Origin of the sequence: Mesorhizobium sp. J8 (assembly GCF_016591715.1) — a bacterium.
In the GTDB taxonomy this organism is placed as follows: domain Bacteria; phylum Pseudomonadota; class Alphaproteobacteria; order Rhizobiales; family Rhizobiaceae; genus Mesorhizobium.
Map to the genome: position 1 here is coordinate 6,373,961 of NZ_AP024109.1, position 25,327 is coordinate 6,399,287.

Annotated in this window: 24 protein-coding genes and 1 tRNA gene; 8 read left to right on the forward strand and 17 right to left on the reverse strand. The window is 65.0% G+C overall.

What is annotated here, in order from left to right; all coding sequences use genetic code 11:
• Window positions 1-93 precede the first annotated feature (93 nt).
• The gene (locus MJ8_RS30540) at window positions 94-795 is read right to left on the reverse strand and encodes a 50S ribosomal protein L21 (protein WP_201412246.1); all 702 of its coding nucleotides are present in this window, start codon (window positions 793-795) and stop codon (window positions 94-96) included.
• 328 nt (window positions 796-1,123) lie between these two features.
• Here MJ8_RS30540 and MJ8_RS30545 point away from each other — a divergent pair.
• Window positions 1,124-1,213, forward strand: a tRNA-Ser gene (locus MJ8_RS30545).
• A 162-nt stretch (window positions 1,214-1,375) separates the two neighbouring features.
• Complete coding sequence (locus MJ8_RS30550) at window positions 1,376-1,840, forward strand: hypothetical protein (RefSeq protein WP_201412247.1); 465 nt, start codon at window positions 1,376-1,378, stop codon at window positions 1,838-1,840.
• A gap of 45 nt (window positions 1,841-1,885) precedes the next feature.
• On the opposite strand, the gene MJ8_RS30555 is transcribed toward MJ8_RS30550, so the two are convergent.
• Genes MJ8_RS30555 through MJ8_RS30570 form a run of 4 tightly spaced genes read right to left on the reverse strand, consistent with a single transcriptional unit; the run spans window position 1,886 to window position 6,418 of the window.
• Window positions 1,886-2,767: an HlyD family secretion protein gene (locus tag MJ8_RS30555; RefSeq protein ID WP_201412248.1), complete on the reverse strand. Its 882-nt coding sequence runs from the start codon at window positions 2,765-2,767 to the stop codon at window positions 1,886-1,888.
• Window positions 2,764-2,973: a DUF1656 domain-containing protein gene (locus MJ8_RS30560; RefSeq protein WP_140646510.1), complete on the reverse strand. Its 210-nt coding sequence runs from the start codon at window positions 2,971-2,973 to the stop codon at window positions 2,764-2,766. The genes MJ8_RS30555 and MJ8_RS30560 overlap by 4 nt, the downstream gene beginning before the upstream one ends.
• A 4-nt stretch (window positions 2,974-2,977) precedes the next feature.
• On the reverse strand, window positions 2,978-5,023 hold the full coding sequence (locus MJ8_RS30565) for an FUSC family protein (RefSeq protein ID WP_201412249.1): 2,046 nt from the start codon (window positions 5,021-5,023) through the stop codon (window positions 2,978-2,980).
• Between the two features lie 48 nt (window positions 5,024-5,071).
• Complete coding sequence (locus MJ8_RS30570) at window positions 5,072-6,418, reverse strand: MFS transporter (protein ID WP_201412250.1); 1,347 nt, start codon at window positions 6,416-6,418, stop codon at window positions 5,072-5,074.
• A 151-nt stretch (window positions 6,419-6,569) separates the two neighbouring features.
• On the opposite strand from MJ8_RS30570, the gene MJ8_RS30575 reads away from it, so the two are divergent.
• Window positions 6,570-7,025 carry a MarR family winged helix-turn-helix transcriptional regulator gene (locus MJ8_RS30575; protein WP_201412251.1) on the forward strand — a complete coding sequence of 152 codons (456 nt, stop codon included), beginning with the start codon at window positions 6,570-6,572 and terminating at the stop codon, window positions 7,023-7,025.
• 238 nt (window positions 7,026-7,263) lie between these two features.
• Here the strand turns inward: MJ8_RS30575 and recQ are convergent, their stop codons facing one another.
• The gene (recQ, locus tag MJ8_RS30580; protein WP_201412252.1) at window positions 7,264-9,108 is read right to left on the reverse strand and encodes a DNA helicase RecQ; all 1,845 of its coding nucleotides are present in this window, start codon (window positions 9,106-9,108) and stop codon (window positions 7,264-7,266) included.
• 361 nt (window positions 9,109-9,469) lie between these two features.
• Here recQ and MJ8_RS30585 point away from each other — a divergent pair, with 361 nt between their 5' ends.
• Complete coding sequence (locus MJ8_RS30585; RefSeq protein ID WP_201412253.1) at window positions 9,470-10,096, forward strand: LysE family translocator; 627 nt, start codon at window positions 9,470-9,472, stop codon at window positions 10,094-10,096.
• Window positions 10,097-10,102: 6 nt separating this feature from the next.
• Here the strand turns inward: MJ8_RS30585 and MJ8_RS30590 are convergent, their stop codons facing one another.
• From MJ8_RS30590 to uxaC, 3 genes are all read right to left on the reverse strand, one after another.
• On the reverse strand, window positions 10,103-10,675 hold the full coding sequence (locus tag MJ8_RS30590; RefSeq protein ID WP_225248080.1) for a sulfotransferase: 573 nt from the start codon (window positions 10,673-10,675) through the stop codon (window positions 10,103-10,105).
• Window positions 10,676-11,086: 411 nt separating this feature from the next.
• Window positions 11,087-11,419, reverse strand: a complete 333-nt coding sequence (locus tag MJ8_RS30595) for a cupin domain-containing protein (protein ID WP_201412254.1) — start codon at window positions 11,417-11,419, stop codon at window positions 11,087-11,089.
• A gap of 168 nt (window positions 11,420-11,587) precedes the next feature.
• Complete coding sequence (uxaC, locus tag MJ8_RS30600) at window positions 11,588-12,997, reverse strand: glucuronate isomerase (RefSeq protein ID WP_201412255.1); 1,410 nt, start codon at window positions 12,995-12,997, stop codon at window positions 11,588-11,590.
• Window positions 12,998-13,176: 179 nt separating this feature from the next.
• Here uxaC and MJ8_RS30605 point away from each other — a divergent pair, with 179 nt between their 5' ends.
• Window positions 13,177-14,661 (forward strand): mannitol dehydrogenase family protein, encoded by a 1,485-nt coding sequence (locus MJ8_RS30605; protein ID WP_201412256.1) that lies wholly within the window; start codon window positions 13,177-13,179, stop codon window positions 14,659-14,661.
• 292 nt (window positions 14,662-14,953) lie between these two features.
• Here the strand turns inward: MJ8_RS30605 and MJ8_RS30610 are convergent, their stop codons facing one another.
• The 7 genes from MJ8_RS30610 to MJ8_RS30640 all read right to left on the reverse strand — a co-directional run bounded on the left by MJ8_RS30610 (window position 14,954) and on the right by MJ8_RS30640 (window position 21,569).
• Window positions 14,954-15,361 (reverse strand): F0F1 ATP synthase subunit epsilon, encoded by a 408-nt coding sequence (locus MJ8_RS30610; RefSeq protein ID WP_112128560.1) that lies wholly within the window; start codon window positions 15,359-15,361, stop codon window positions 14,954-14,956.
• A gap of 110 nt (window positions 15,362-15,471) precedes the next feature.
• Window positions 15,472-17,049: a F0F1 ATP synthase subunit beta gene (gene atpD / locus MJ8_RS30615; RefSeq protein WP_201412257.1), complete on the reverse strand. Its 1,578-nt coding sequence runs from the start codon at window positions 17,047-17,049 to the stop codon at window positions 15,472-15,474.
• Between the two features lie 68 nt (window positions 17,050-17,117).
• A complete protein-coding gene (locus MJ8_RS30620; protein WP_201412258.1) occupies window positions 17,118-18,002 on the reverse strand; it encodes a F0F1 ATP synthase subunit gamma in 885 nt (294 codons plus the stop codon).
• Window positions 18,003-18,031: 29 nt separating this feature from the next.
• On the reverse strand, window positions 18,032-19,561 hold the full coding sequence (gene atpA, locus MJ8_RS30625; protein WP_201412259.1) for a F0F1 ATP synthase subunit alpha: 1,530 nt from the start codon (window positions 19,559-19,561) through the stop codon (window positions 18,032-18,034).
• On the reverse strand, window positions 19,561-20,121 hold the full coding sequence (locus MJ8_RS30630) for a F0F1 ATP synthase subunit delta (protein ID WP_201412260.1): 561 nt from the start codon (window positions 20,119-20,121) through the stop codon (window positions 19,561-19,563). The genes atpA and MJ8_RS30630 overlap by 1 nt, the downstream gene beginning before the upstream one ends.
• Before the next feature lie 247 nt (window positions 20,122-20,368).
• Window positions 20,369-20,764: a DUF4345 family protein gene (locus MJ8_RS30635; RefSeq protein WP_201412261.1), complete on the reverse strand. Its 396-nt coding sequence runs from the start codon at window positions 20,762-20,764 to the stop codon at window positions 20,369-20,371.
• A 109-nt stretch (window positions 20,765-20,873) separates the two neighbouring features.
• The gene (locus MJ8_RS30640; RefSeq protein WP_201412262.1) at window positions 20,874-21,569 is read right to left on the reverse strand and encodes an aspartate/glutamate racemase family protein; all 696 of its coding nucleotides are present in this window, start codon (window positions 21,567-21,569) and stop codon (window positions 20,874-20,876) included.
• A 67-nt stretch (window positions 21,570-21,636) separates the two neighbouring features.
• On the opposite strand from MJ8_RS30640, the gene MJ8_RS30645 reads away from it, so the two are divergent.
• Window positions 21,637-21,882 carry a type II toxin-antitoxin system Phd/YefM family antitoxin gene (locus MJ8_RS30645; protein ID WP_095816592.1) on the forward strand — a complete coding sequence of 82 codons (246 nt, stop codon included), beginning with the start codon at window positions 21,637-21,639 and terminating at the stop codon, window positions 21,880-21,882.
• A complete protein-coding gene (locus MJ8_RS30650; protein WP_201412263.1) occupies window positions 21,879-22,331 on the forward strand; it encodes a type II toxin-antitoxin system VapC family toxin in 453 nt (150 codons plus the stop codon). Before MJ8_RS30645 ends, MJ8_RS30650 begins: the two co-directional genes overlap by 4 nt.
• 10 nt (window positions 22,332-22,341) lie before the next feature.
• Here MJ8_RS30650 and MJ8_RS30655 read toward each other — a convergent pair whose 3' ends face one another.
• Entirely contained in the window at window positions 22,342-24,525 is a 2,184-nt protein-coding gene (locus MJ8_RS30655; protein ID WP_201412264.1) for a primosomal protein N', read from the reverse strand.
• Window positions 24,526-24,615: 90 nt separating this feature from the next.
• Here MJ8_RS30655 and fsa point away from each other — a divergent pair, with 90 nt between their 5' ends.
• Window positions 24,616-25,272: a fructose-6-phosphate aldolase gene (gene fsa / locus MJ8_RS30660; RefSeq protein ID WP_067001514.1), complete on the forward strand. Its 657-nt coding sequence runs from the start codon at window positions 24,616-24,618 to the stop codon at window positions 25,270-25,272.
• The last annotated feature ends 55 nt before the right edge of the window (window positions 25,273-25,327 follow it).

Below are 25,327 nucleotides of genomic sequence, written 5' to 3' on the forward strand. Positions count from 1 at the left end.
ACTCCGATGCGCCCTGAGGCGCTTGAATGGTCTTATGAACGCGTTCGCGTTCCGTTTCAAGTCCCGTAGCGGCGACGATCGCCGCCGGTAAAATTACTTCTTCGCCAGTTCCTTGGCCTGCTCGCGCCAGTCCTTGATCTGGTCGGCGCTGAACGGCATGTGCTCGTCGATCTTGGCGACGTCCTTGTCGGTGAGCTTGGCGAGCTGCGCGAAGGTGACGATGCCCTGCTCGGCGAGGTCCTTCGCCGCGACCGGGCCGATGCCCTTGATGACCGTCAGGTCGTCCGGCTCGCCCTTTGGCGCCTTGAACAGCGGCGCGGGCTTTGCCTCTTCGCCGGCAGCGGCTTCCGCCTTCGGCGCAGCTTCCTTCTTGGCCTTGGGCTCCTTCGGCGCGGCTTCGGCTTTCGCCTCGGCAGCGACTTCGGCCTTGGTCTCTGCCTTGGCTTCCGGCTTGGCGGCGGCCTTCTTCGACGGCTTGGCGCCGCCCAGCAGGATCTCGGCGATCCGGACGGTGGTCAGAAGCTGGCGGTGGCCGATCTTGCGGCGCGAATTCTGGCGGCGGCGCTTCTTGAAAGCGATGACGGTGCGGTTCTTGCCCTGCTCGACGACTTCCGCCGTGACCATGGCGCCATCGACGAACGGCGCGCCGAAGGTGACGTTCTCGCCCTCGCCATGCGCGAGCACATTGCCGATTTCGACGATATCGCCGACCTTGGCTTCGAGTTTCTCGATCTTCAGGAGATCGTTGGCGGCGACGCGATACTGCTTGCCGCCCGTTTTGATGACTGCGAACATTTTTTGCCTTTCGCTGTTCGGTCGGCCTCGATGAACCGCCTCGGGCGGTTGGGCCGTCTTTTTGTCAGTCTGCGGGTTCAAAAAACAAGCGGCGCGGAAGAGCCTCCACGCCGAATGCGGGCTGTCCCTAACCGAAGGTTGCGCCGGAGTCAAGGCAAACGGGCTCGCCCTGGACGATACCCACGCGCATCCCGCCGGCAAAGGAGACGTCGGCGCAGTCAACGCCGCTTTTTAAAGAAGCTGGAAATCGGGCGAATAGGCCCTTGTAACTCCAGCAGCCAGCCGTTATCTAGTGCGCCGCGCCGGCAACGGCCGACCATGACCTCGCGGAGAGGTGGCAGAGTGGTCGAATGCACCGCACTCGAAATGCGGCATACTCGCAAGGGTATCGGGGGTTCGAATCCCTCCCTCTCCGCCATCCTGCTTCGCGCTGCGCGCTTCGCAGGATCGACGCGATCCGTCGCGCCAAGCAGGATGGCATCGGCAGCAGCGTGAAGCAGCACACACCGGCGTGACAAGAATCCGCTATGGTCGGTGGAATATGATCTCAAGGGACTCACCCTGCGGAGGGCCGTTCGACATGCGCTATGGACGGAATGCAACGGTATCAGGTCGCTCTTTGGGTTGGCTGCTGACCGGCCGAACCATAGCGATCGCCCTGGCAATTGCGTCCTCCATTTCGCCCGCGCACGCAGCACAGCATCGTCTGCCGAGCGGCTACAAATGGGGCCGCTGCCTGCTGGTCGTTCACGGCGAGACCCGCATATCCGGAAAATGCTCCTACCAAATAGAGAAGGGCGGCGATTTCAACATCCAGGGCCCCAAGCAGGTCTTTGCCGGCATAGACTATCCCGACACGCATAGTGGAGCGGGCGAGATGTCGAAGGATTACTGGGCCGTCATATACAAGGACGGTGATGCTTGGGCAGGCTATGCGAACGGGGATATTCGCGACACGCACGGCGAGGCAGGAGACTGGGGAGAGCTTCGCCGTGAAGGCGCCTGCTATGTCGGGAAGGACGTCAAGGTTTGCCTTTGGCGTTAGCCGCCTCCCTTATTCCTCGATCCGTTCGGTGATTTGACCTCGCCTTCAGTCGTCCCTCGCCCGGTCGATGGTCACCGTCGCCGACGTTCCGACCACCAGCCTTGCCTTCGTGACGGCATCGCCGTCCAGCGCGATATGCACGGGAACGCGCTGCGCCAGCCGCACCCAGGTGAAGGTCGGATTGATGTCCGCCAGCAGCGTCCCGGAGGTGCGCTCGCGGTCCTCGATGCCGGCGGCTATGCTTGCGACATGGCCCGAAAGCGACGATTTCCATCCCATCGGTCGGATCGTAGCCTTGGCGCCCACCTCGATGCGCGGCAGCTTCGTCTCCTCGAAATAGCCGTCGATGCGGACGGTATCGGTGTCGACCAGCGCCATCGTGGCCGCGCCCGTCGTGACATAGTCTCCGGGGCGAAGGCTGAGATTGGTGATGATGCCGTTGACCGGTGCCCTGACTTGCGCGCGGTCGAGGTTGAGTTGCGCCAGGTCGCGCGCGGCACTTGCCTGCAGGCTTTCCGACTCCGCCTCGGCCAGGCTCGATTGCGCCTCCTCGATCTGCTGGACGCTGACCGCCGACGCCGTCAGCCGCTTGAGACGTTCCAGATTTCTCCTCGCCTGGTCGAGCGTCGCCTGCCGGCCTTCGACCACTGCCTGCGCCTGCGCAAGCGCGACGGCAAAGCGCTGGCGGTCGACCTCGAACAGCACATCGCCCTTCTTCACCACCTGGTTATCCTTGACCAGGACCTCCGCCACGAGGCCCGAAACGTCGGGCGTGACGCCCACGACATCGGCGCGCACATGCGCGTCGCGCGTCCATGGGGCATTCATGTTGTCGTCCCAAAGCTTCCAGGCGGCAACGCAGGCGACGGCGACGACGGCAGCCGTGACGAGGACCCTGCCGGTCAGTCGAAGAAGACGGTATTTCATGAGAACAGCCGATTTGAGAGCGAGGACATTGCCCCGAGGATGAGGATGTAAAGCGCGAGGTTGAAAAGCGCCCGGTGCCAGACGAGCGAATAGAGGCCGGTCCATGACAAAACCTGCCAGACGATCCGCGCCACGACGAAGGCCGCGAGCATCGTGACCAGAAGTCCCGGCAGATAGACGCCGCCAATACTGATGTCGTTCTGCATGTATCTACTCCGCTACCAGGAGCATCGGTGCCGGCACTGTCGAATAAACAGGTGGCGCCGCGTTTCGGAACAGCGCGCGACGCAGCCCGACCAGCGCGTCGGCGGATCGGCGAGCCGGCGTGGCCTGACGGCCCGCGACGGTGGCAAGCGCCGCGTCGATGCGTTCGCGCAACCCCGGCGACGCCGGAACGGGCTCGCCGAGCCTGAGGCGTTCCTTGAACAGATCGGCGATGGCGGACAGCACATCGCCGATCGCCTCGCCCTCGTCGGATGTAAGCCGGCCGCGCAGCCGCTGCAGCTCCACGATGTTGAGGCCCAGCCTGATTTCCGCATAGCCGTCGATCGCCGACAATTCCTTGTTTTCCATGGATGCCAGCCGGGGAACGAGCTGCCCGAGGCGATCGAGCATGCGCCCGGCAAGCCTCCGCTGGTCCTCGGCGCGCTCGCCGGCGGCGAGCTGGGCAAGGTCCGACCAGCCGGCATGCACCAATCGCCGGGCGGAGATCTCACCGCCGAACGGCCGGATCACCAGCGTCCATACAAGCGCGAAACCGACGCCGGCGAGCGCGGCGAGCCCTCCGCCCGCGAAGGAGGTGAAATCGGCGGAAAACCTGTCGCTGAGCGCGATGAACGACGCGGTGTTAACGGTGAGCAGCATCGCCAGCATGTTGAGTTGGGGCCTTGGAATGAGAGTGCCGAGCACAAGGAACGGCGGCGCCAGCACGAGAACCAGCAAGGGAAAGCTCTGGATCGAAGGCAGGATGGCGAATTGATAGGCCGCGGTGACCATAAGGCTCACCGTGCACCAGATGAACATCGACAACAGCAGCGGCGCTGGCCGGTCAGTCGCTGCGAAGAACGAGCATCCGACCGCCACCATGAGCACGAATCCGGAGCCTTCGGCCCAGCCCGAATAGATCCACAGGGCGCAGGCGATCAGGATGGCGACGATCACCGAAGCGGCATAGAAGAACAGCATTCCATAATCGTGATGGCGGGTGCGCGAGAAAGTGCGCCGCCGCCGGAAGGCGAGCTTTTCGCCGCCGGATTCGCTGCTTGCGATCTGCTTCTTCAGGACGAGGCAATCGTGCCAGGCATCGACGATCTCGCGCAGCCGGGCGAGCGCGCTGTCGAGAATCAGGCTCCGCCAGTCGACGGCATAGGCAGGCGGACGCAAATCGGCGATGCGCGAGCGCAGCGCGACGGCGCGTCCCGGATCGGCGACGGCCTGCAGCCATGCGCCGACGTCGTCGAGCAGAGCGACGAGATCGTCGCGCAGCACACGATCCTGCGATCTCAGTTCGTGAAGCCGGTCATCGAGCGACGAGAGCAACGGAAGCAGCAGCATGAGACGCCCGCGCAATTGCCGCGCCTGCCGCGTAAGCCCGTGCGTCTGGTGATCGTATCCAAGCTGGCTGATGAGGATGTCGAACCCGGAAATGTCGGATGCCAGCTTCTGCCGGACCGGAGCTGCCGGCCTGGCCGCGCCCTCGCCTCGCAGGATCTCACCGGCCCAGGCAGCGGCGTCGCCCAGCCAGTTGGAAATGCGCGACGACATCAGCGAAGACAGCCCTATCGGAAACACCAGCTGCGCGACCACGCTGGCGCAGACGATGCCGAGGATGATCTCCTGGCTGCGGGCCGAGGCGATATCGAAGATCGTTTGGGGTGCGTCGACGGCCGGCAGGGCGATCAGCGGCAGCGAATAGCCGGCCAGCATGAAGACATAGCTGCGCGGCGTGCGATCGAGCATCGAGATGTAGAGCAGCACCCCGGTCCACAAGGCCACGACGATGCTCATCAACAGCGGCGAATTGACGAAGGTCGGCAACACGACGACGGATGCAGCGGCGCCGATCAGCGTGCCGAGCGCACGGTAGAGCCCCTTGGACGAAGTTGCGCCGGCAAGCGGATTGGCCACGACATAGACGGCCGCCATGGCCCAATAAGGCCGCGGCAGGTCGAAGGACAGCGCTATGTAGAGCGCCAGCATCGAGGCGAGGAACGCCTTGATCGAAAACAGCCAGTCCTGCCAGGAGGGAAGCGTCATGGGTTTGGTTCTCGCGCCCGCCTCCTCGCCGGCGGGCGCCACGGTTGGCTAGCGGTTGATGTCGACATCCTTGGTCTCGCGCCCGATCAGCAGGGCAACCAGCGTGAGCATCGCCATGGCCGAGAGGTAGACGCCGACCCAGAAAGGTCCGCCGCCCATGCTCCAGAGCGCCACGGCGATGAAGGGCGCCACCGCGGCGCCGAGGATCGACGACACGTTGTAGGAGATGCCAGAGCCGGTGTAGCGCACATTGGCCGGGAAGAGCTCCGGCAGCAGCGCGCCCATCGGACCGAAGGTCATGCCCATCAGGCTGAAGCCGGCGACGAGCCACGCCATGACGCCGGCGCCGCCGGCATGCAGCATCGGCACCCAGGAGAGCCCGAAGAGTGCGATGGCGATGGTTATCCAGATCAGCGTCCGGCGCCGGCCCCAACGGTCGGCCCACGGACCGGAGACCATGGTGAAGACGCCGAAGAAGACCACGCCGATGATCATCATCAGCACGAAGGTCGTGTAATCGTAGCCAAGGCCGGGCACGGAGGCCGTAGGCGCGGCGCGGCCGTAGCTTAGTGAAAACGTCGTCATCAGGTAGAACAGGACGTAGGTGGCAAGCATGTAGAACGTGCCGAGGACGAGCTCTTTCCAATGCGTGCCGACGACCGACGCCAAGGGTACCTTCCTGACCTTGCCGGCGCGCACGGTGTTGTCGAAGGCTGCGCTCTCGACCAGGTTCAGCCGCACCCAGAGGCCGATGGCCACCATGATCAGCGAAAACAGGAACGGGATGCGCCAGCCCCAGGAAAGGAAGGCCAGCGACGGCCGCGAGGGATCGTCCGACGGCAGTATGGCGGCGATGATCAGGAACAGGCCGTTGGCGATGATGAAGCCGATCGGCGCGCCCAGCTGCGGGAAAGTGCCGTAGACGGCGCGCTTGCCTTTCGGCGCGTTCTCGGTCGCGACCAGCGCCGCGCCGCTCCACTCCCCGCCGAGCGCGAAGCCCTGGGCCAGGCGCAGCACGACCAGCAGGGCCGGCGCCAGCCATCCGGCGCTCGCGTAAGTCGGGAGCAGACCGATCAGGAATGTCGCCAGCCCCATGGTGAGCAGTGCGCCGACCAGCGTGATCTTGCGGCCACGCCGGTCGCCGAGATGGCCGAAGAAGATCGCGCCCAGCGGGCGCGCGATCATGGCGGCGCCAAACACCGCGAAAGAGGCAAGCAGCGCCGTCGTGTCGTTGCCGGCGGGAAAGAACAAATGCGGGAACACGAGCACCGCCGCCGTGGCATAGACATAGAAATCGTAGAACTCGATGGTGGTGCCGATCAGGCTGGCAAGGATCACCCTGGAACGCGGATTGGCGGGGGAAGTTATTGGCACTGCGTCGAGAGCAACGGACATCGAAAACACCTTCGAGGGAGCCAGTCAGGGCCGGCCCCCTGGATCGAGAACGGAGACTTGGTGAGAGCGGACTTCTCCGATGCAACGGATCCATCGCGCCACCTCGCCGATATAGATTGCATCCTAATAGATTGTATGCGAATAATTAGCAATGGAAAATGAACGGTCCAGAAGCCGCGAAACGATCGGCCAGATCATAACCAATGTGGCGCGTCTCTGGCGCCGTACCGCCAACGAGCGGCTGGATCGCTGCGGCTTGTCCCACGCCATGGCCATGCCGCTCCTGGCGCTGTGGCAGTTGGGCGGCGAAGCCCGCCAGGGGGCCGTCGCCGAACAGGCCGGCCTCGAAGGTCCTTCCGTGGTGCGTCTCATCGATCTCCTGGTGGCGGAAGGCCTGGTCGCCAGGCGGGAGGACCCAAGCGACCGCCGGGCCAAGATCGTGTCGCTGACCAACGACGGCGAGGCGCGGATGAAGACCATCAACACCGTGCTCGCCGAGCTCCGGCACGAGCTGGTTTCGCTCATCGGCGACGAAGAGCTCGAGACCGCCTCCGCGGTGCTGCGCCAGATCCAGGCGGAGCTCGCCAACAAGCTCGGCGAGAGCTGAGCGCGCATCCGACAGTGAAGGCATGCGCCCTCGGGGAGCGCATCTACCCCAGCAATGTCAGACGTTCGAGGAAGCGCCCTTTCCCGGCATGGCGCTCACGGATCGACTGAAGCCGGAGACGGAATTCCCCGCCCTTTCTTTCGGCAAGCACCGACAGATCGGAAAGAAGCGCCGCCGCTTCGTCGTAACCGGTAATCCGGGCCCGCGAGGATAGACCCCGAAGCACCTGTCAAGGTCCTCAGTCCGACCCATCGGCCTGATGCGCCGCAATCGCAGCTAAAAACACCTCGCCGAACTCCTTGAGCTTGGCGGCGCCCACGCCGGTCACTTCGGCGAAATCGTCGAGGTCGCGCGGGCGGCGCTCGGCCATGTCGATCAGCGTGCGGTCGGAGAACACCACATAGGCCGGCACCTGGCGTTCCTTGGCGAGCCGCAGCCGCAGCGTCTTGAGCGTCGCCAGGAGCGACGCATCGACGCCCTCGCCATCCATGGCGAAGCCTTGCGCGGCACGCTTCCTGCCGCGCGCGAGACGGTCCCGGCCCTCGACACGATACTCGAACGCAACCTCGCCACGCCCGAGCGCACGGCCGCTTTCCGAGATGACGAGACCGCCATGGCCGTCGGGATCGGGCATCAGGAAGCCGCCGGCGACAAGTTGCCGGACGAGCGACAGCCAGACCGGCTTCCTGTGCATGATGCCGGTCCTGAAGCTTTCGAGCTTCTGATGGCCTCTCGCCAGCACCTTTTCGGTCTCGTGGCCGAGCAGGATGTCGATGACATGGGCGGCGCCGAAGCGCTCGCCGCTCTGCGCGACCGCCGCCAGGATGATCCGCGCCTCGGCGCTGCCGTCGGCGCGCGGCGCCCGGTCAAGGCAATTGTCGCAATTGCCGCAGGCTTGCGCCTCCTCGCCGAAATAACCGAGCAGCACCTGGCGCCGGCACTGCGCCGTCTCGCAATAGCCGATCAGCGTGTCGAGCCGGCGGTGCGCCCGTCTTTTGTGCTCGGGCGAGGTATCCTCCTCGTCGATGAACATCCGGCGCGTGCGGATGTCGCCGGCGCCGTAGAGCATATGCGCTTCCGCCGCCCGTCCGTCGCGCCCGGCGCGGCCGATCTCCTGGTAATAGGCCTCCAGGCTGCCCGGCAGGTCGGTGTGGAAGACATAGGCGACATCGGGCTTGTCGATGCCCATGCCGAAGGCGATGGTCGCCACCATGACGACGCCCGACAGGCTCATGAAGGCGTTCTGGTTCGCCTCCCGCGCCTCCTTGCTCATGCCGGCATGGTAGGCCAGCGCGCGCACGCCGTTCTTTTCCAGGAAAGCCGCCATTTCCTCCGTCTTGCGGCGCGACAGGCAATAGATGATGCCGCTCTTGCCCTGGTGGCGCTCGATGAAGCGCAGCAGCTGGCGCTTGCTGTCCTGCTTGGCCTCTATCGCCAGCTTGATGTTGGGTCGGTCGAAGCCCAGCACGAGGGTTTCGGCCCGCCCGGCGAACAGCCGCGCCTCGATATCGGCGCGCGTCGCCTCGTCCGCCGTCGCCGTCAGCGCGATGATCGGCACTTGCGGGAAGAGCCCGCGCAGCCGCGACAGGTCCTCATATTCGCGCCGGAAGGCCGGACCCCATTGCGAGATGCAGTGCGCCTCGTCGATGGCGATCAGGCCGACATCGAGCCGCGACAGCGCGTCCAGCATCCGCTCCGTCATCAGCCGCTCCGGCGCCAGATAGAGCAGCCGCGTCTGCCCGGAGGCCACGCGGCGCCAGGCCGCGACATTGGTCTCGCGGTCGAGCGAGGAATTGATAGTGTCGGCGGCCACGCCGGCAAGACGCAAGGCGGCAACCTGGTCCTGCATCAGCGCCACCAGCGGCGACACCACGATGGTGAGCCCGCCCTTGACCAGCGCCGGAACCTGATAGCAGAGCGATTTGCCGGCGCCTGTCGGCATCACCGCCAACACATGCCGTCCGGAGAGCAGCGCCTCGATCACTGTCGCCTGTCCGGGGCGGAAATCGTCGAAGCCGAACACGTCCTTCAGGACGCGCCGCTTGTGGTCCTCGGCCCGGATGCTCGCTGCCTGTGGGGTCACCGGGCAGACACCGGACAGGAATTCGTTTTCGGGATTGTGTGAAGACCAGCCAAGAGATTCACCCGTGCGATGCCCTGGAGTAGCGCAGCCGTCATCCGGCCACAACGACGGTTGGCGCAATCCCAGGAAAAGTGTGTATCGGTTTTCCGTCCAGAATTGCGCGGAAACAAGGACCCGAGTGATTCAGCGATCCCGCGGGACGGTGAACCATTCCGGCGGGGAAACGTCGCCTCGCGCCGATGCCCGTCCTCGAAAAGCCGCCGCTGGCATATCGGCGGGGGAGTTCCGACGGCGCATTCCGCGGTGCTATAACGCTGGGCCGCCTGCAGCCGGCGGCGGTCGACGCAAAAGGAACCTTCGCATGATCGATCCCGCCACGCTCATCACCTACGTAGCCGTCGTGTTCGGCTTCGTCTTCATTCCGGGGCCGGCGACTCTGCTCACCGTCGCGCGGGCGACGAGCTCGGGCACGAAGGTCGGCATCGCCACCGGCGCCGGCGTCGCCGCGGGCGATGTGATCCACACCATCATGGCCATCGTCGGCATCTCGGCCATCATCGCCGCTTCGGCGATGCTGTTCAGCATCGTCAAATATATCGGCGCGGCCTATCTCGTTTACCTCGGCATCCGCGCCATTCTCGAAAAGGCGCCGGCCGGGCTGGCGGGCAGGACGCTGCCCATCTCGGCGGGCAAGGCCTTCCGGCAGGCGATCCTGACCGAAGTGCTCAATCCGAAGACCGCACTGTTTTTCCTGGCCTTCCTGCCGCAATTCGTGCACCCGCAAGGCGGTTTCGTGATGCTGCAGCTGATGCTGCTCGGCATCATCTTCGTCCTGCTTGGGCTCTTCAGCACCGTCGTCTTCGCCGTCAGCGCGGGCGGCCTGGGTTCCTTCCTGCGCCGCCATCCGGCGGTGCTGAAATGGCAGGGCAAGGTGGTTGGCGGCATCTATTGCGCGCTCGGCATACGCCTGGCGCTGCAGCAGCGCTGAAGTCGTTCAGCCGGATAAGTCGGATCGAACCCAGTCGGGCATGTCATAGCCGAATTCGCGACAGAAGGCTTGCATGGGCGCGAGCGCGGCCGGCGACAGCGCTCGTTGAAGATAGGCACGATAGTCTTCGTTGCGCTCCCACTTGCGCAGCGAGCGTGAGTGGATGGGGCGCCCCCCGTCCCCGGTCACCGGCACTCTCGGGCGAAGCCCGAACCGGCTTGCGATCCGTTGTTGCACGGCGTCCGGATCGGCGATCGTGTCTTCGTAGCGCAGGTAAAGAATATCCCGCGCCGGCTGCGCCTTTCGCAAGCTCAGCAGGGCGTCGTATTCCAGGACCCAGCGGTCGGCCGTGGTATGGAATCGACGCTCCTTCATGGTCTGCGGATGCACGCTGGTGAGCACATCCAAGGGGTGCCGAACGCAATAGATGAGACCGATGTCGGCGGGCAGTTTCGCAAGATGGGCGAAGGCCCGGTAGTCGCGCTTGATGACCAGATTGTTTTCCTGGCGATCCAGCAGATAGAATTTCGTGTGCCGCGCCTCGCGCGGCCAGACGAAAGTATCCTCGAAGCTTTCCATGACGCGTTGCGTCAGGGTCGTTCCGCTGCGCGCACACCCGGCTATGAATATCTTGTTGGTCCGCGCGGCCGGCGCATTCGGCCTCGAGCGCCAGCGAATTTTAACGGCCGTTACAAGGCGATCGAGTTCCCTGCTCGATCGGGCAACCAGAAAACCGACAGCCGCCTGAAGTTTCCGCACAATCTCCGATCCCCCGATCACGCCGGATCACATTGCCGTGACCGCCATTAGCTGATTGGCCGATATGCGGGCGGGTTTCAAGGGCTGGAGACTCAAAGGGGGCTGTTAAACCTATCTTTACCCTGCTGCGGCACCGTTGCCCTCCTGCGGCGATGTTTGAGTACCGCGGCGGCGCGATGAGCGCCCAGGCAACAAACCCGCGCCCGACGGCGCGGGTTTTCCTTTTGGTACTCAGCCCAGGAAATCGGCACGGCACGGCGCGAAGCTGTCGACCAGGCGGCCGGCCTCCAGCGCCTTGACGCCGTGCACGAGATTGGACGGCACGATGAAGCTGCTTCCTGTTTCGACAAGCTCCGACCGGCCGTCGATGGTGACCTCGAAGCGGCCCTCGGCGACGTAGCTCGCCTGGACATGCGGATGCGAATGCAGCGCCCCGACGCCGCCCTTGTCGAAGGCGAACTCGACCATCATCAGTTCGTCGGTGTGCACCAGCACGCGCCGCCTGTTACCGTCCGCCGTCGGCTCCCAGGCTTTTTCGCCCGCATGGGAAAAGATTTCGGTCATCGCAAAACGTCCGTTCGAATTGGCGGGAAACGGTCACCGCGCCAGCCAGCCGCACCATCGCGCCGTGCATATAGTCCGACGCCCGCGAAGGCGGAAAGATCGCTCAAGCTCGTCATGCCTTTCGCTTGCCGCCGGTCGAAGGACCGGTCGTTCCGTGGCGCTGCGTCCTCACAGGCGATATGCTTTCTTGGCAAGCGTATAGGCCAACTCCCCGGCCACCTCATGCGCCTCGTCCTCGCGCAGTCGACGCTCGGCGACGAGGCGCGCCAGGAAGGCGCAGTCGACGCGGCGCGCGACGTCATGGCGCGCCGGGATCGAGGGGAAGGCGCGGGTGTCGTCGTTGAAGCCGACGGTGTTGTAGAAGCCGGCCGTTTCCGTCGTCATCTCGCGGAAGCGGCGCATGCCTTCCGGGCTGTCGTGGAACCACCAGGCCGGTCCGAGCTTCAGCGCCGGATAGACGCCGGCAAGCGGCGCCAGCTCGCGCGCGTAGCTGGTCTCGTCCAGCGTGAACAGGATGATCGTGAGGTCGCGCTCCAGCCCGACGCAGTCGAGCAGCGGCTTCAGCGCCGTCACATAATCGGTGCGGGTAGGGATATCGAAGCCCTTGTCGCGCCCGAACTTCTGGAAAACGGAAGGCGAATGATTGCGCCATGACCCGGGATGGATCTGCATCACAAGGCCGTCGTCACGACTCATCTTGGCCATTTCGGTGAGCATCTGGGCGCGGAACAGTTTTCGCTCGCGGCCGTCCTCCGAGCCACGGCGGATGCGGTTGAACAGCTCCTCCGCCGCCGCGTCGGAGAGATTGGCGGTCTCGGCGGTTGGATGGCCGTGATCGGACGAGGTGGCGCCGAATTCCTTGAAATAGGCGCGACGCTTCCGGTGCGCCTCGAGATAACCGGCCCAGCTGGCGGTGTCGCATCCGGTGATCTCGCCGAGCCGATCGAGATTGGACGCAAACCCCTCGAAATCGGGATCGACCACGGCGTCCGGCCGGTAGGCGGTGACGACGCGGCCGTCCCAGCCGCTGTCGCGGATCGCCCGATGCCATTTGAGGTCGTCGAGCGCGCCTTCGGTCGTCGCGATCACCTCGATGTTGAATCGCTCGAACAGCGCGCGCGGACGATAGTCGTCGCGTCGCAGCAGCGCGGCGATCGTATGGTAGGTGCGGTCGGCGCTGGCCGTGGAAAGCGACTCTTCGATGCCGAACAGATGCTCGAGCACGTGGTCGAGCCAGAGCCGCGTCGGTGTGCCGCGAAAGAGATGATAATGCTCGGCGAAGCGCCGCCAGATCGCGCGGCCGTCGGTCTCGACCGGCGAGCCGCCGAGGCTCGCCACGCCGAGCTCTTCCAGCCGCACGCCCTGGCTGAACAGCATGCGGAAAATGTAGTGGTCGGGCACGATCAGCAGCTGCGCGGGATCCGGAAACGGCTCGTTGAGCGCATACCAGCGCGGGTCGGTATGACCATGCGGGCTGACGATGGGCAGGTCTTTGACGCCGGCGTAAAGGGCGCGCGCGAGCGAAAGCGGGCGCCCCTCGGCGGCAAACAGCAGATCCGGATCGGTCAATGCGGCCACGTCGATCCCTCCTCCGGCGACCCACCGGTAGGGTCCGGGAGAAATGCTGTCAACACACGAAAAGCTGCGGCCTCGCCGCCCCGTCCATTGTCGGCGGAGGCGGCCGGTGCTACGCCGCCATCCATCTTTGCCGTCATCCCTGGCGGCCTGGCTGAAAACGATTGGAGCCTTCACGTCCGATGACGAAGCGCCTGTCCAACACTACGATTGCGAATGTGCCGGCGGCGATCCCGTCCTATGACCGCCGCGCCGTTACACCCGGCATCGTCCATCTCGGGGTCGGCGCTTTTCACCGCGCCCATCAGGCCGCCTATGTCGACGCCTGCCTGGCGAACGGCGAAAGCGATTGGGGCATCGTCGGGGTTTCGCTGCGCAGCCCCGACACGCGCGATGCGCTTGAGCCGCAGGATGGGCTCTACACCCTGGCAATCCGGGACAGCGCCGGCGAACAGCTGCAGGTCATCGGCTCGATCCAATCCTTGCTCGTCGCTCCCGAGGACCCCAGCGCGGTGCTCGCCGCGCTGACCGACCCGCGCACCCGCATCGTCACGCTCACCATTACCGAGAAGGCCTATCTCAGGGCAGCCGACGGCACGCTCGACGGCGCGCACCCCGACATCATCCACGACCTCGCCAACCCCGGATCGCCGAAGACGGCCCACGGCTTTCTCGCCGAAGCGCTGGCGCGCCGCCGCATTGCCGGCACGCCTCCCTTCACGGTGCTCTGCTGCGACAACCTACCGGCAAACGGCGCGACGCTGCACCGGCTGCTGATCGAATTCGCAAAGCTGCGCGATGCCGATCTCGCGCGCCATGTCGCCGACGGCGTGGCCTTCCCGTCTTCCATGGTCGACCGCATCGTGCCGGCGACCACCGATGCCGACCGGGCGCGCGTCGCCGACGAGCTCGGCGTCGAGGACGCCTGGCCGGTGATGACCGAGCCGTTCCGGCAATGGGTGATCGAAGACCGTTTCCCAACCGGCCGACCGGCCTGGGACAAATTCGGCGTCACCATGGTCGAGGATGTCGGCCCCTTCGAGGATATGAAGCTGAGGCTGCTGAACGGCGCGCATTCCGGCATCGCCTATCTCGGCCTGCTCGCCGGCCACGCCACCGTCGACCGCGCCTTTGCCGATCCGGCAATAAGGCAGTTCGTCGACCGGCTTTGGACCGAGGCCATTCCAACACTGCCGCAGGATGCCGGGCTGGACCCGATCCCCTACACGGCCGAGCTCGCCCAACGCTTTTCCAACACCGCGCTCGCCCACCGGACCGCGCAGATCGCCAACGACGGCAGCCAGAAGCTGCCGCAGCGCATCGTCGCTTCCGCGCTTGCCCGGCTGAAGGCGGGCCTGCTGCCGGAACATCTGTCGCTGGTTGTCGCCGCCTGGATCGCGGCATGCGCCGCGCGCGGCGGTCCTTTGCCCGAGGGACATTTCACCGATCCGCTCGATGCGGCGCTCGGCGACCTGTTCGGCCGCAATCTGCCGACGGCGACAATGGCCGAGGCCGTGTTCGACCTCGCCGGCTTCGCCATGGGCCACGCGGACCGCCGGACGTTGATCGAGCTTGTCGCCACGCATCTGGTCCGTTTCAAGCAGGGCGGCCCGAAGCTGGCTCTTGCCGCGCTCGGCATTGGTAGCAAGAGTGGAACAGCCGGATAGCGTTTGTGCCCGGTATTGGCTCGACGGTGAGCCGGGCGGCTTCACACTTATTGGCCGGCCGACCCGTTCACTAGAGCGTTTCACCGTTTCACGGAAACGGCGAACCGCTCTATCTCTTTGTTTTTACGCAATTCCAGACGGAAAACCGCTCACACTTTTCCTGGAATTGCTCTACCTGCCGCGCAGCATAGTCGACCCGATTCGCATTCGGGACTCTTTCGCAAGCGAAAAGCGGCAACAAAAAAGGCGGGGACAAGCCCCACCTTTCTCAATCACTTATCAGCAGCCGAAATCAGGCCGGCAGCAGCGCGCCTTCCAGCGTGGTGAGCTGGGCAAGGAACTGCTCCGCGCGGCTGCGTGCCACGTCGTCCTTGGCGTCGGCGGCGTCTTCCTTGGCGTCCTGGATGCGACGCGCGAGGTCGGCGCGGTCGATGTCGTTCACATGCACGGCCGATTCGGCAAGCAGCGTGCAGCCGGAAGGCAGGATGTCGGCGAAGCCGCCGAACACGACATAGCGGTCTTCCTTGCCGCCGGCGGCCTTCACCGTGACGACACCAGGCTTGATGGTGGTCATGACCGGCGCGTGCTGCGCCATCACCGTCATCTCGCCTTCGGCGCCCGGGATGACGACTGACTCGACCTGCTCGGAAACGAGCAGCCGCTCCGGCGAGACCAGTTCGAACTTGAAAGCTTCAGCCATGTAAAACTTAGCAGGTAGGGAATAGTGAGTAGTCAGTAGTGAAGGGACGCAACCGCCCGGATCACACCGCTATTCTCTACCCACTAACCCACTACTCCCTATTCGCTTTCTTATGCCGCTTCAGCCGCGAGGCGCTGCGCCTTCTCGACCGCTTCCTCGATGCCGCCAACCATGTAGAAGGCGGCTTCCGGCAGGTGGTCATAGTCGCCGGCGCAAAGACCCTTGAAGCCCTTGATGGTGTCGGCGAGGTCGACCAGCTTGCCCGGCGAGCCGGTGAACACTTCGGCGACGAAGAACGGCTGCGACAGGAAGCGCTCGATCTTGCGGGCGCGGGCAACCGTCTGCTTGTCCTCTTCCGACAGCTCGTCCATGCCGAGGATGGCGATGATGTCCTGCAGCGACTTGTAGCGCTGCAGGATCGACTGCACCTGGCGGGCGACCTGATAGTGCTCCTCGCCGACGACCATCGGGTCGAGCATGCGCGAGGTGGAGTCCAGCGGATCGACGGCCGGATAGATGCCCTTTTCCGAGATCGCGCGGTTGAGCACGGTCGTGGCGTCGAGGTGGGCGAAGGAGGTCGCCGGCGCCGGGTCGGTCAAGTCGTCGGCCGGCACGTAGATCGCCTGCACCGAGGTGATCGAGCCCTTGGTCGTCGTCGTGATGCGCTCCTGCAGCGCGCCCATGTCGGTGGCCAGCGTCGGCTGGTAACCCACGGCGGAAGGAATGCGGCCGAGCAGCGCCGACACTTCCGAGCCCGCCTGCGTGAAGCGGAAGATGTTGTCGACGAAGAACAGCACGTCCTGACCCTGGTCGCGGAAGTACTCGGCGACCGTCAGGCCGGTCAGGCCGACGCGGGCGCGGGCGCCCGGCGGCTCGTTCATCTGGCCGTACACGAGCGCGGCCTTCGAACCCTGGCCGCCGCCCTTCTTGTTGACGCCCGATTCGATGAATTCGTGATAGAGGTCGTTGCCTTCGCGGGTGCGCTCGCCGACGCCGGCGAACACCGAGAAGCCGCCGTGGGCCTTGGCGACGTTGTTGATCAGTTCCTGGATCAGCACGGTCTTGCCGACGCCGGCACCGCCGAACAGGCCGATCTTGCCGCCGCGGGCGTAAGGCGCGAGCAGGTCGAGAACCTTGATGCCGGTGACCAGGATCTGCGCTTCCGTCGACTGGTCGACATAGGCCGGGGCAGGCTGGTGGATGGCGCGCAGCTCGACGGCGTCGACCGGACCGGCTTCGTCGACCGGCTCGCCGATGACGTTGATGATGCGGCCGAGCATGCCCGGACCCACCGGAACCGAGATCGGCGCGCCGGTGTCAAAGACGTCCTGGCCGCGGACGAGACCTTCGGTCGAGTCCATGGCAATGCAGCGCACGGTGTTCTCGCCGAGATGCTGGGCAACTTCGAGCACCAGGCGGTTGCCGACATTGTCGGTTTCCAGCGCGTTCAGAATGGCCGGCAGATGATCTTCGAACTGCACGTCGACGACGGCGCCGATGACCTGGCGGACCTTGCCGGCGGCGCCGACGCGCTTGGCCGCGACGCTGGCCGCGGAAACCGCGGCCTTGGCCGGAGCGGCCGCCTTCTTTGCCGGAGCGGCGGCCTTCGCGGCGGCTGCCGGGGCCTTTGCCGCCTTCGGTGCCGATGCCTCCTTGGCCGCGGTCTTCGGGGTAGCTGCTTTCGCCATCGTCTTTGCCCTTTTCGTCTATCCGTTGTTCACGCCGCCGCGAGGTCCCGGACCTCGCCCGCGCGTGCCTAGAGCGCCTCGGCGCCCGAAATGATTTCGATCAGTTCCTTGGTGATCTGCGCCTGCCGCTGGCGGTTGTAGGTGATCGACAGCCTGTTGATCATGTCGCCGGCATTGCGCGTCGCATTGTCCATTGCGCTCATCTTGGCGCCCATCTCGCCGGCCGCGTTTTCCAGAAGCGCCCGGAAGATCTGCACGGCGATGTTGCGCGGGATGAGGTCGGAGAGGATCTCGCCCGGCTCCGGCTCGTATTCGTAGACGGCGCCGCCGCCATTGCCGCCTTCGGCTGCCGCCGAAGCCTGCGCTGCCGGGATGATCTGCTGCGCCGTCGGGATCTGGCTGATCACCGACTTGAATTGCGAATAGAACAGCGTGCAGATGTCGAAGCCGCCCTCGTTGAAGAGGTGGATGACCTTGCGCGCGATCGCATCGGCATTGGCGAAGCCGAGCGTCTTGACCTCGCGAAGGTCGACGCGTTCGAGGATCAGCGAGCCATAGTCGCGGCGCAGGATGTCATAGCCCTTCTTGCCGACGCAGATGATCTTCACCTGCTTGCCGTCGGCCAGCAGCCTGCGGATATGGTCGCGGGCAAGACGCGCGATCTGCGAGTTGAAGCCGCCGCACAGGCCGCGCTCGGCGGTGCAGACGATGAGCAGATGCACGTCGTCCCGGCCGGTGCCCGTCATCAGCGCCGGGGCATCGCCGCCGCCGCCGATCGCCTGGGTGATGTTGGCCAGAACCGCGCTCATGCGCTCGGAATAGGGTCTGGCCGCCTCCGCCGCCTCCTGCGCGCGACGCAGCTTCGCCGCGGCGACCATCTGCATCGCCTTGGTGATCTTCTGCGTCGCCTTGACCGAGGCGATACGGTTACGAAGGTCTTTTAACGAAGCCATGCTTCAAACCCGATCCCGTCCGGCTTCGTTCAAGCGAAGGTCTTGGCGAAGGCGTCGATTTCCGCCTTGAGCTTGGCGCGCAGATCGTCCGACAGCGCCTTCTCCTTGCGGATGCCGTCGAGCACGTCCTTGCCGGCCGCGCGCATGTGGCTGAGCAGGCCCTGCTCGAACTTGCCGACCTGGTTGAGCGCCAGCTTGTCGAGATAGCCGTTGACGCCGGCGAAGATCACGGCGACCTGCTCTTCGGTCTTCAGCGGCGAGAACTGCGGCTGCTTCAAGAGCTCCGTCAGGCGCGAACCGCGATTCAAGAGGCGCTGGGTCGCGGCGTCGAGGTCCGAGCCGAACTGCGCGAAGGCCGCCATTTCGCGGTACTGCGCGAGTTCGCCCTTGATCGAGCCCGCAACCTGCTTCATCGCCTTGATCTGCGCCGACGAGCCGACGCGCGACACCGACAGGCCGACGTTGACCGCCGGGCGGATGCCCTGGAAGAACAGGTTGGTCTCGAGGAAGATCTGGCCGTCGGTGATCGAGATCACGTTGGTCGGGATGTAGGCCGACACGTCGTTGGCCTGCGTCTCGATGACCGGCAGCGCGGTCAGCGAGCCGGCGCCGTTGTCGTCGTTGAGCTTGGCGGCGCGCTCGAGCAGGCGCGAATGGAGATAGAAGACGTCGCCCGGATAGGCTTCGCGGCCCGGCGGGCGGCGCAGCAGGAGCGACATCTGGCGATAGGCGACGGCCTGCTTAGACAGGTCGTCGTAGCTGATGAGCGCATGCATGCCGTTGTCGCGGAAATACTCGCCCATGGTGCAGCCGGCGAACGGCGCCAGGAACTGCATCGGCGCCGGATCGGACGCGGTGGCGGCGATGATGATGGAATAGTCGAGCGCGCCGCGCTCTTCCAGCACCTTCACGAACTGTGCGACGGTCGAGCGCTTCTGGCCGACGGCGACGTAGACGCAGTAGAGCTTCTCTTTTTCCGGGCCGTTGTCGTGCACCGACTTCTGGTTCAGCATCGTGTCGAGGATGATGGCGGTCTTGCCGGTCTGGCGGTCGCCGATGACCAGCTCGCGCTGGCCGCGGCCGACCGGGATCAGCGCGTCGATGGCCTTGAGGCCAGTCGACATCGGCTCATGCACCGACTTGCGCGGAATGATGCCGGGCGCCTTGACGTCGACGCGGCGGCGTTCGGTGGCCTTGATCGGCCCCTTGCCGTCGATCGGGTTGCCGAGCGCGTCGACCACGCGGCCGAGCAGGCCCGGGCCGACCGGAACGTCGACGATGGCGCCGGTGCGCTTGACGGTGTCGCCTTCCTTGATGTCGCGGTCGTTGCCGAAGATGACGACGCCGACATTGTCGGCTTCGAGGTTCAGCGCCATGCCGCGGATGCCGCCCGGGAATTCGACCATCTCGCCGGCCTGGACATTGTCGAGGCCGTAGACGCGGGCGATGCCGTCACCGACGGACAGAACCTGGCCGACTTCGGAGACCTCGGCCTCCTTGCCGAAATTCTTGATCTGGTCTTTCAGAATTGCGGAAATTTCCGCGGCGCGGATGTCCATCAGCCGACCTCTTTCAGTGCAAGCTTGAGCGAATTGAGTTTGGTTTTGAGCGACGTATCGATCTGGCGCGAGCCCATCTTGACGATCAGGCCGCCGAGCAGCGACGGATCGACGGTCATGGCGATGGCCACATCCTTGCCGGCGATGCTCTTCAGCGTCGCCTTGAGTTCAGTCTGCTGCGCGGCCGTCAGCGCATGCGCCGAAGTGACCTCGGCGGATGCCTCGCCGCGATGCTCGGCGGCGATCTGGCGGAACGCCTTGATCATACCAGGCACCGCGAACAGGCGGCGGTTCTTGGCGACGACGCGCAGGAAATTGCCGACCAAGCCGGTGATCTTGGCCTTGTCGACGATGGCGCCGATGGCCTTGGCCTGATCCTCGCTGGAAAATACCGGACTGTTGATCAGCCGTGCAAGATCGTCGCTGCCGTTGAGCAGCGCCTCGAAGCCGGCGAGGTCGGCCTCGACCTTGGCGACCGAATTGTCCTGCAGCGCGAGCTCGAACAACGAGCCGGCATAGCGCTCTGCGACAGCTGAGATTGGCGATGACGATTGGGCCACGGACCGTCTTTTCTCTTGTCTGACAGGCCGCAGATTGTTGGCGCGAGCGAAAACTCTGGCTAAATCTTTGACCTTACTGCGATTTTTCCAAGCACGGAGGCGCGGCTTCCGCTATCCCCGGTCGAAAGTCGATTGCCGTCTAGCACAGGCTTTTTAAGACCGCAATGCATCGTCCGGCATGGTTTTCAGGCACTTTTGTCGCATCACCGGGATAAGGCCAAGCTCAAGCGCCGGATTAGTCGCAGATTCAAGGCACCAAGCCGAAAGCAAAGGCCAGCGGCAGCGCCGCCAGCGCCAATTCAACCACGATCGAAATCCAGTTGAAAGGGGTGTTGGCGCCGTCCGACATCATCGACAAAAGCCGGCCGAAGGCGGTGAACAGCCAGGAGAAGCCCAGCGCCATGTAGAGCAGCGGCTGCGCCAGCAGGATGCAGCACAGACTGACGCCGAGATAGAAGCCAGACATGCGCCCGCGCCCCTCGGCGATCGCCGCCGCCTTCTCCGGCCTCGGCTGCAGGCGCAGCAAGCGAAAGGCGAGCCCCGGCGCCAGGAACAGGAACAGTCCGAGAACCAGCGTCACGACGGCGCTCGACCAGGCCAGCCATTCGCCCTGGCTTGCCGGCCATGGAAACGCGAAGTCCATCTTATCCCCTCGTAAAGTCTTGTTCTGAAATGCCGGTATTCTAGCGGAGGAAAATCGGCACGCCAGATGGCGGCAGGAACATTAGAGAAGACGCATCAGAGGGCTTGCTTCAGGCAAGCGCGAAGTCGATGGCGGCCTCGGCATGGATGCGCGTCGTGTCGAACACGGGAATGTCGAAATCGCCGTGGCCGATCAGCATGGTGATCTCCGTGCAGCCCATGATGACGCCGTCGACCCCGTCGTCGCGCCGCATCCGGCCGACCTCGTCGACATAGGCGGATTTCGATTCGGGCCTGACGACGCCCTGGCAGAGCTCGTCATAGATCACCCTGTGCACCATGTCGCGGCCGGCGTGGTCCGGCACAACCGGCTGAAGGTCGTATTTGTCGGCAAGCCGGCCCTTGTAGAAATCCTGCTCCATAGTGAAGCGCGTCGCGAGCAGCGCGGGCCGCTTCACGCCCGTGGCGGCGACGGCCTGCCCGGTCGCGTCGGCGATGTGGATGAGCGGGATCGATATGGCCGCCTGCACCGCGTCGGCGAGCTTGTGCATCGTGTTGGTGCAGATCACCAGACCCTCGGCGCCGCCGGCCTCCAGCCTGCGCGCGGCTTCCACCAGAAGGGCGCCGGCGCCTTCCCAATCGCCCGCATGCTGCCGTTCCGCGATTTCGGCGAAATCGAACGACCACAACAACAGCTTCGCCGAATGCAGCCCGCCCAGCCGCTCGCGCACGATCTCGTTGAGCAGGCGGTAATAGATCGCCGTCGATTCCCAGCTCATGCCGCCGATGAGGCCAAGGGTTTTCACAGCGGACTTGCTCCTTTCCTATACAATCTCTATATTGTGACCACATGAGACTACAAGGGAGATCGCCTTGAAAACCGTCCAGCTTCGGGAGGCTAAGGCAGGGCTCTCGGCGCTTGTCGAGGCCGCGGGAAATGGTGAGCCTACTACCATCACCAGGCATGGCAAGGCGATCGCCATGGTTGTTCCGATCGATGAGGGGCGAAAGCTTTATCCGCAGGGCAGCCAAAAAGCCTTTGTCGACTTCTTGCTTCAATACCCAGGCGGTATCGAATTCGAGCGAAACGAATCGCCGTCACGGGACGTCGAGTTTTGAGCGGTTACTTACTCGATACGTCGTTCCTGTCGGCCTTTGCACCTGACCGTCATCGGCTTCCCTCACATGTACTGACCTGGGTTGACGAACAGCGGGAACGTGGTTCCTGGCATACGTCATCCATCGTTGTTTTGGAGTTGGAAAAAGGCATTGCGAAACTGAAGCGATCGGGCGCGAGTGCGAAGGCAGCGCGCATCGGCGAATGGTTCGAACGGCTGCTAACGGAATTCGATCAACGCATTCTGGCAGTGGACGTTACAATCGCAAGAGAGGCAGGCAAGCTGGAAGATGCCGCAATCGCCAAAGGCTTCAATCCTGGCTTGGCGGACGTTGTGATCGCCTCGACTGCTCGTGTGAACGGCATGTCCGTCTTAACGGCCAATGTCCGGCATTTTGCAATTCTCGATGTGCCCTATCTGAACCCGTTCGCAGAGGGCGGCTCGGCGTAATCTCGCAACCTCAGAGGAAGCTCTGCGGGTCGATGTCGACCTGCACGCGAACCGAGCCGCGCAGCTTCGGCCCATTCGCCAGCATGGTACGGATGAAGCCCTGCATGTCGGCGCGCCGCTCGCCCTGGACGAGTAGGCGGAAACGATGACGCCCGCCGATCAGCGACAGCGGCGCCTCGGCCGGTCCCAGCACGAAGAGATCGGAGGCCTGCGGCGCCGAGCGCCGCAAGCCGCGCGCATGGCCTTCGGCCTCGCCCCGTGTCGCAGCACTCACGATGATGCCGGCGAGCCGGCCGAACGGGGGCAGCGCGGCCCGCTCGCGCTCGGCGATCTCGCGCTCGTAAAACGCTTCCGAATCGCCCGAGACGATCGCCCGCATCACAGGATGGTCGGGCTGGTAGGTCTGCAACAGGCCGAGGCTCTTCTTGCCGGTGCGGCCCGCGCGGCCCGTCACCTGGCTGAGCAGCTGGAAGGTGCGCTCGGCCGCGCGCGGATCGCCATTGGCCAAGCCCAGATCCGCGTCGACCACGCCGACCAGCGTCATGCCGGGAAAATTGTGCCCCTTGGCAACGAGCTGCGTGCCGATGACGATGTCGGCCTCACCATTGGCGACGGCCTCCAGCTCGAGCCTGAGCCGGCGCACGCCGCCCAGAAGATCGGACGACAGTACGATGGTGCGGGCATCGGGGAAATGGGCGACCACTTCCTCGGCGATGCGCTCGACGCCGGGGCCGCAGGCCACCAGATGGTCGAGCGTGCCGCATTCCGGGCAAGCTTCCGGCCGCTTTTCGTTGTGGCCGCAATGATGGCAGACGAGCTGGCCGCGAAAGCGATGCTCGACCAGCCAGGCCGAGCAGACCGGGCAGCCGAAGCGATGGCCACAGACGCGGCAGAGCGTCAGCGGCGCATAGCCGCGCCTGTTGAGGAAGAGCAGCGACTGCTCTTTTCTCTCCAGCGTGCGCTGCATCTGTTCCAAGAGCACCGGCGACAGGAAGCCGCCGCGCGCCGGCGGCGAGCGCCGCATGTCGATCGACTTCAGATCGGGAAGCGCTGCTTCCGCGAAGCGCGACGACAGCACGGCCCTGTCGTAGCGGCCCTGACTGGCGTTGACCCGGCTTTCCACCGACGGCGTGGCCGAGGCGAGCACGACGGGAAAGCCGCCGATATGGCCGCGCACCACCGCCATGTCGCGCGCATTGTAGAAGACGCGGTCTTCCTGCTTGTAGGCGGGATCGTGCTCCTCGTCGACGACGATCAGGCCGAGTTCCTTGAACGGCAGGAACAGCGCCGAGCGCGCGCCGGCGACGACGCGCACGCCGCCTTCGGCCACCTGTCGCCAGACGCGTTCGCGCATCCGCGGCGGCAGGTCGGAGTGCCACTCCGCCGGCTTGGCGCCGAACCGGTCCTGGAAGCGTTCGAGGAAGGCATGCGTCAGCGCGATTTCCGGCAACAGGATCAGCACCTGCCTGCCCTTGTTGAGCGCCGCCGCCACCGCCTCGAAATAGACTTCCGTCTTGCCCGACCCGGTGACGCCGTCGAGCAGCGTGACGTTGAAGGCATCGGCGGCGACAGCGGCACGCAGTTTATCCGCGGCCGCTTTCTGGTCCGGCATCAATTCCGGCACGGCGTGAGAGGGGTCGGGCGCCGCCACCACCGGCCGAGGCGGGATCATCACCGTCTCGAACACACCCTGTGCCCGCAATCCGTCGATTACGGTCGAGGACACGCCAGCCGCATGCGCCAGCCCCGAGCGCGTCCAGGCCAGGCCGCCTTCAGCCGTCTCCAGCACGCGTCGCCGCGCGTCCGTCAACCGGTCCGGCTCGGCCAGCGTGCGCTGCAACCCCTCGGTCCAGGGCTCCGGGTCGAAAGCCTCCGGCGCACGCAATAGCATGCGGGCCACCATGCCGGGGGCAGACAGTGTGTATTGCGCGATCCAGTCGACGAAGCGGCGCATCGCCTTGTCGATCGGCGGGCAGTCGAACACCTCCTCGATCGGCCGCAGTTTCTTCGCATCGACCGACTCGACCGCGCCGTCCCAGACGATGCCGGCCACCTGCCGGGGCCCGAGCGGCACGCGCACGATCGTGCCCGGCACCACGCGCATGCCGGGCGGCACGGCGTAGGTGTAGGGCCGCTCGGCGGGCATCGGCACCAGCACGGGCGCGGCCGCGACAAAGGGCGAATCTTCCATCATCAGGCGTGACCTTGCCTCGACTTTGCTCTAGATCAAAGGGGACCCTCTTATGTGCCTGGCCGACGCCGGGCGATCCCCAAGGAGACAGCCATGAAGTTTTTCGTCGACACCGCTGACATCAAGGAAATTAAGGAGCTGCACGATCTGGGGCTTCTCGACGGCGTCACCACCAACCCGTCGCTGATCCTGAAATCGGGCGGCAAGATCGCCGAAGTCACCAAGCAGATCTGCGACATCGTCGAAGGCCCGGTCTCGGCCGAGGTCGTCGCGACCGAATACAAGCAAATGATGGCCGAAGCCGAGGTGCTGGCCAAGATCGCACCGAACGTAGCCATCAAGGTGCCGCTGACGCTGGACGGCCTCAAGGCCTGCAAGACCATCCGCACCGAGATGAACCGCATGGTCAACGTCACGCTCTGCTTCTCCGCCAACCAGGCGCTGCTCGCCGCCAAGGCCGGCGCCTCCTTCATCTCGCCCTTCGTCGGCCGCATCGACGACACCGGCTCGGACGGCATGGAGCTGATCTCGGAAATCCGCACCATCTACGACAATTACGATTTCAAGACCGAGATCCTCACCGCTTCGGTGCGCACCGTGAACCACGTCAAGCAGGCCGCGCTGATCGGTGCCGATATCGTCACCGCGCCGCCGGCGACGCTGAAGGCGCTGGTCAATCACCCGCTGACCGACAAGGGCCTCGCCGCCTTCCTCGCCGACTGGGCCAAGACCGGCCAGAAGATCGGCTGAGGCCATCCGATCTGAAAAAGAAAAAGGCCGGGCGACCGGCCTTTTTTCGTAGGCG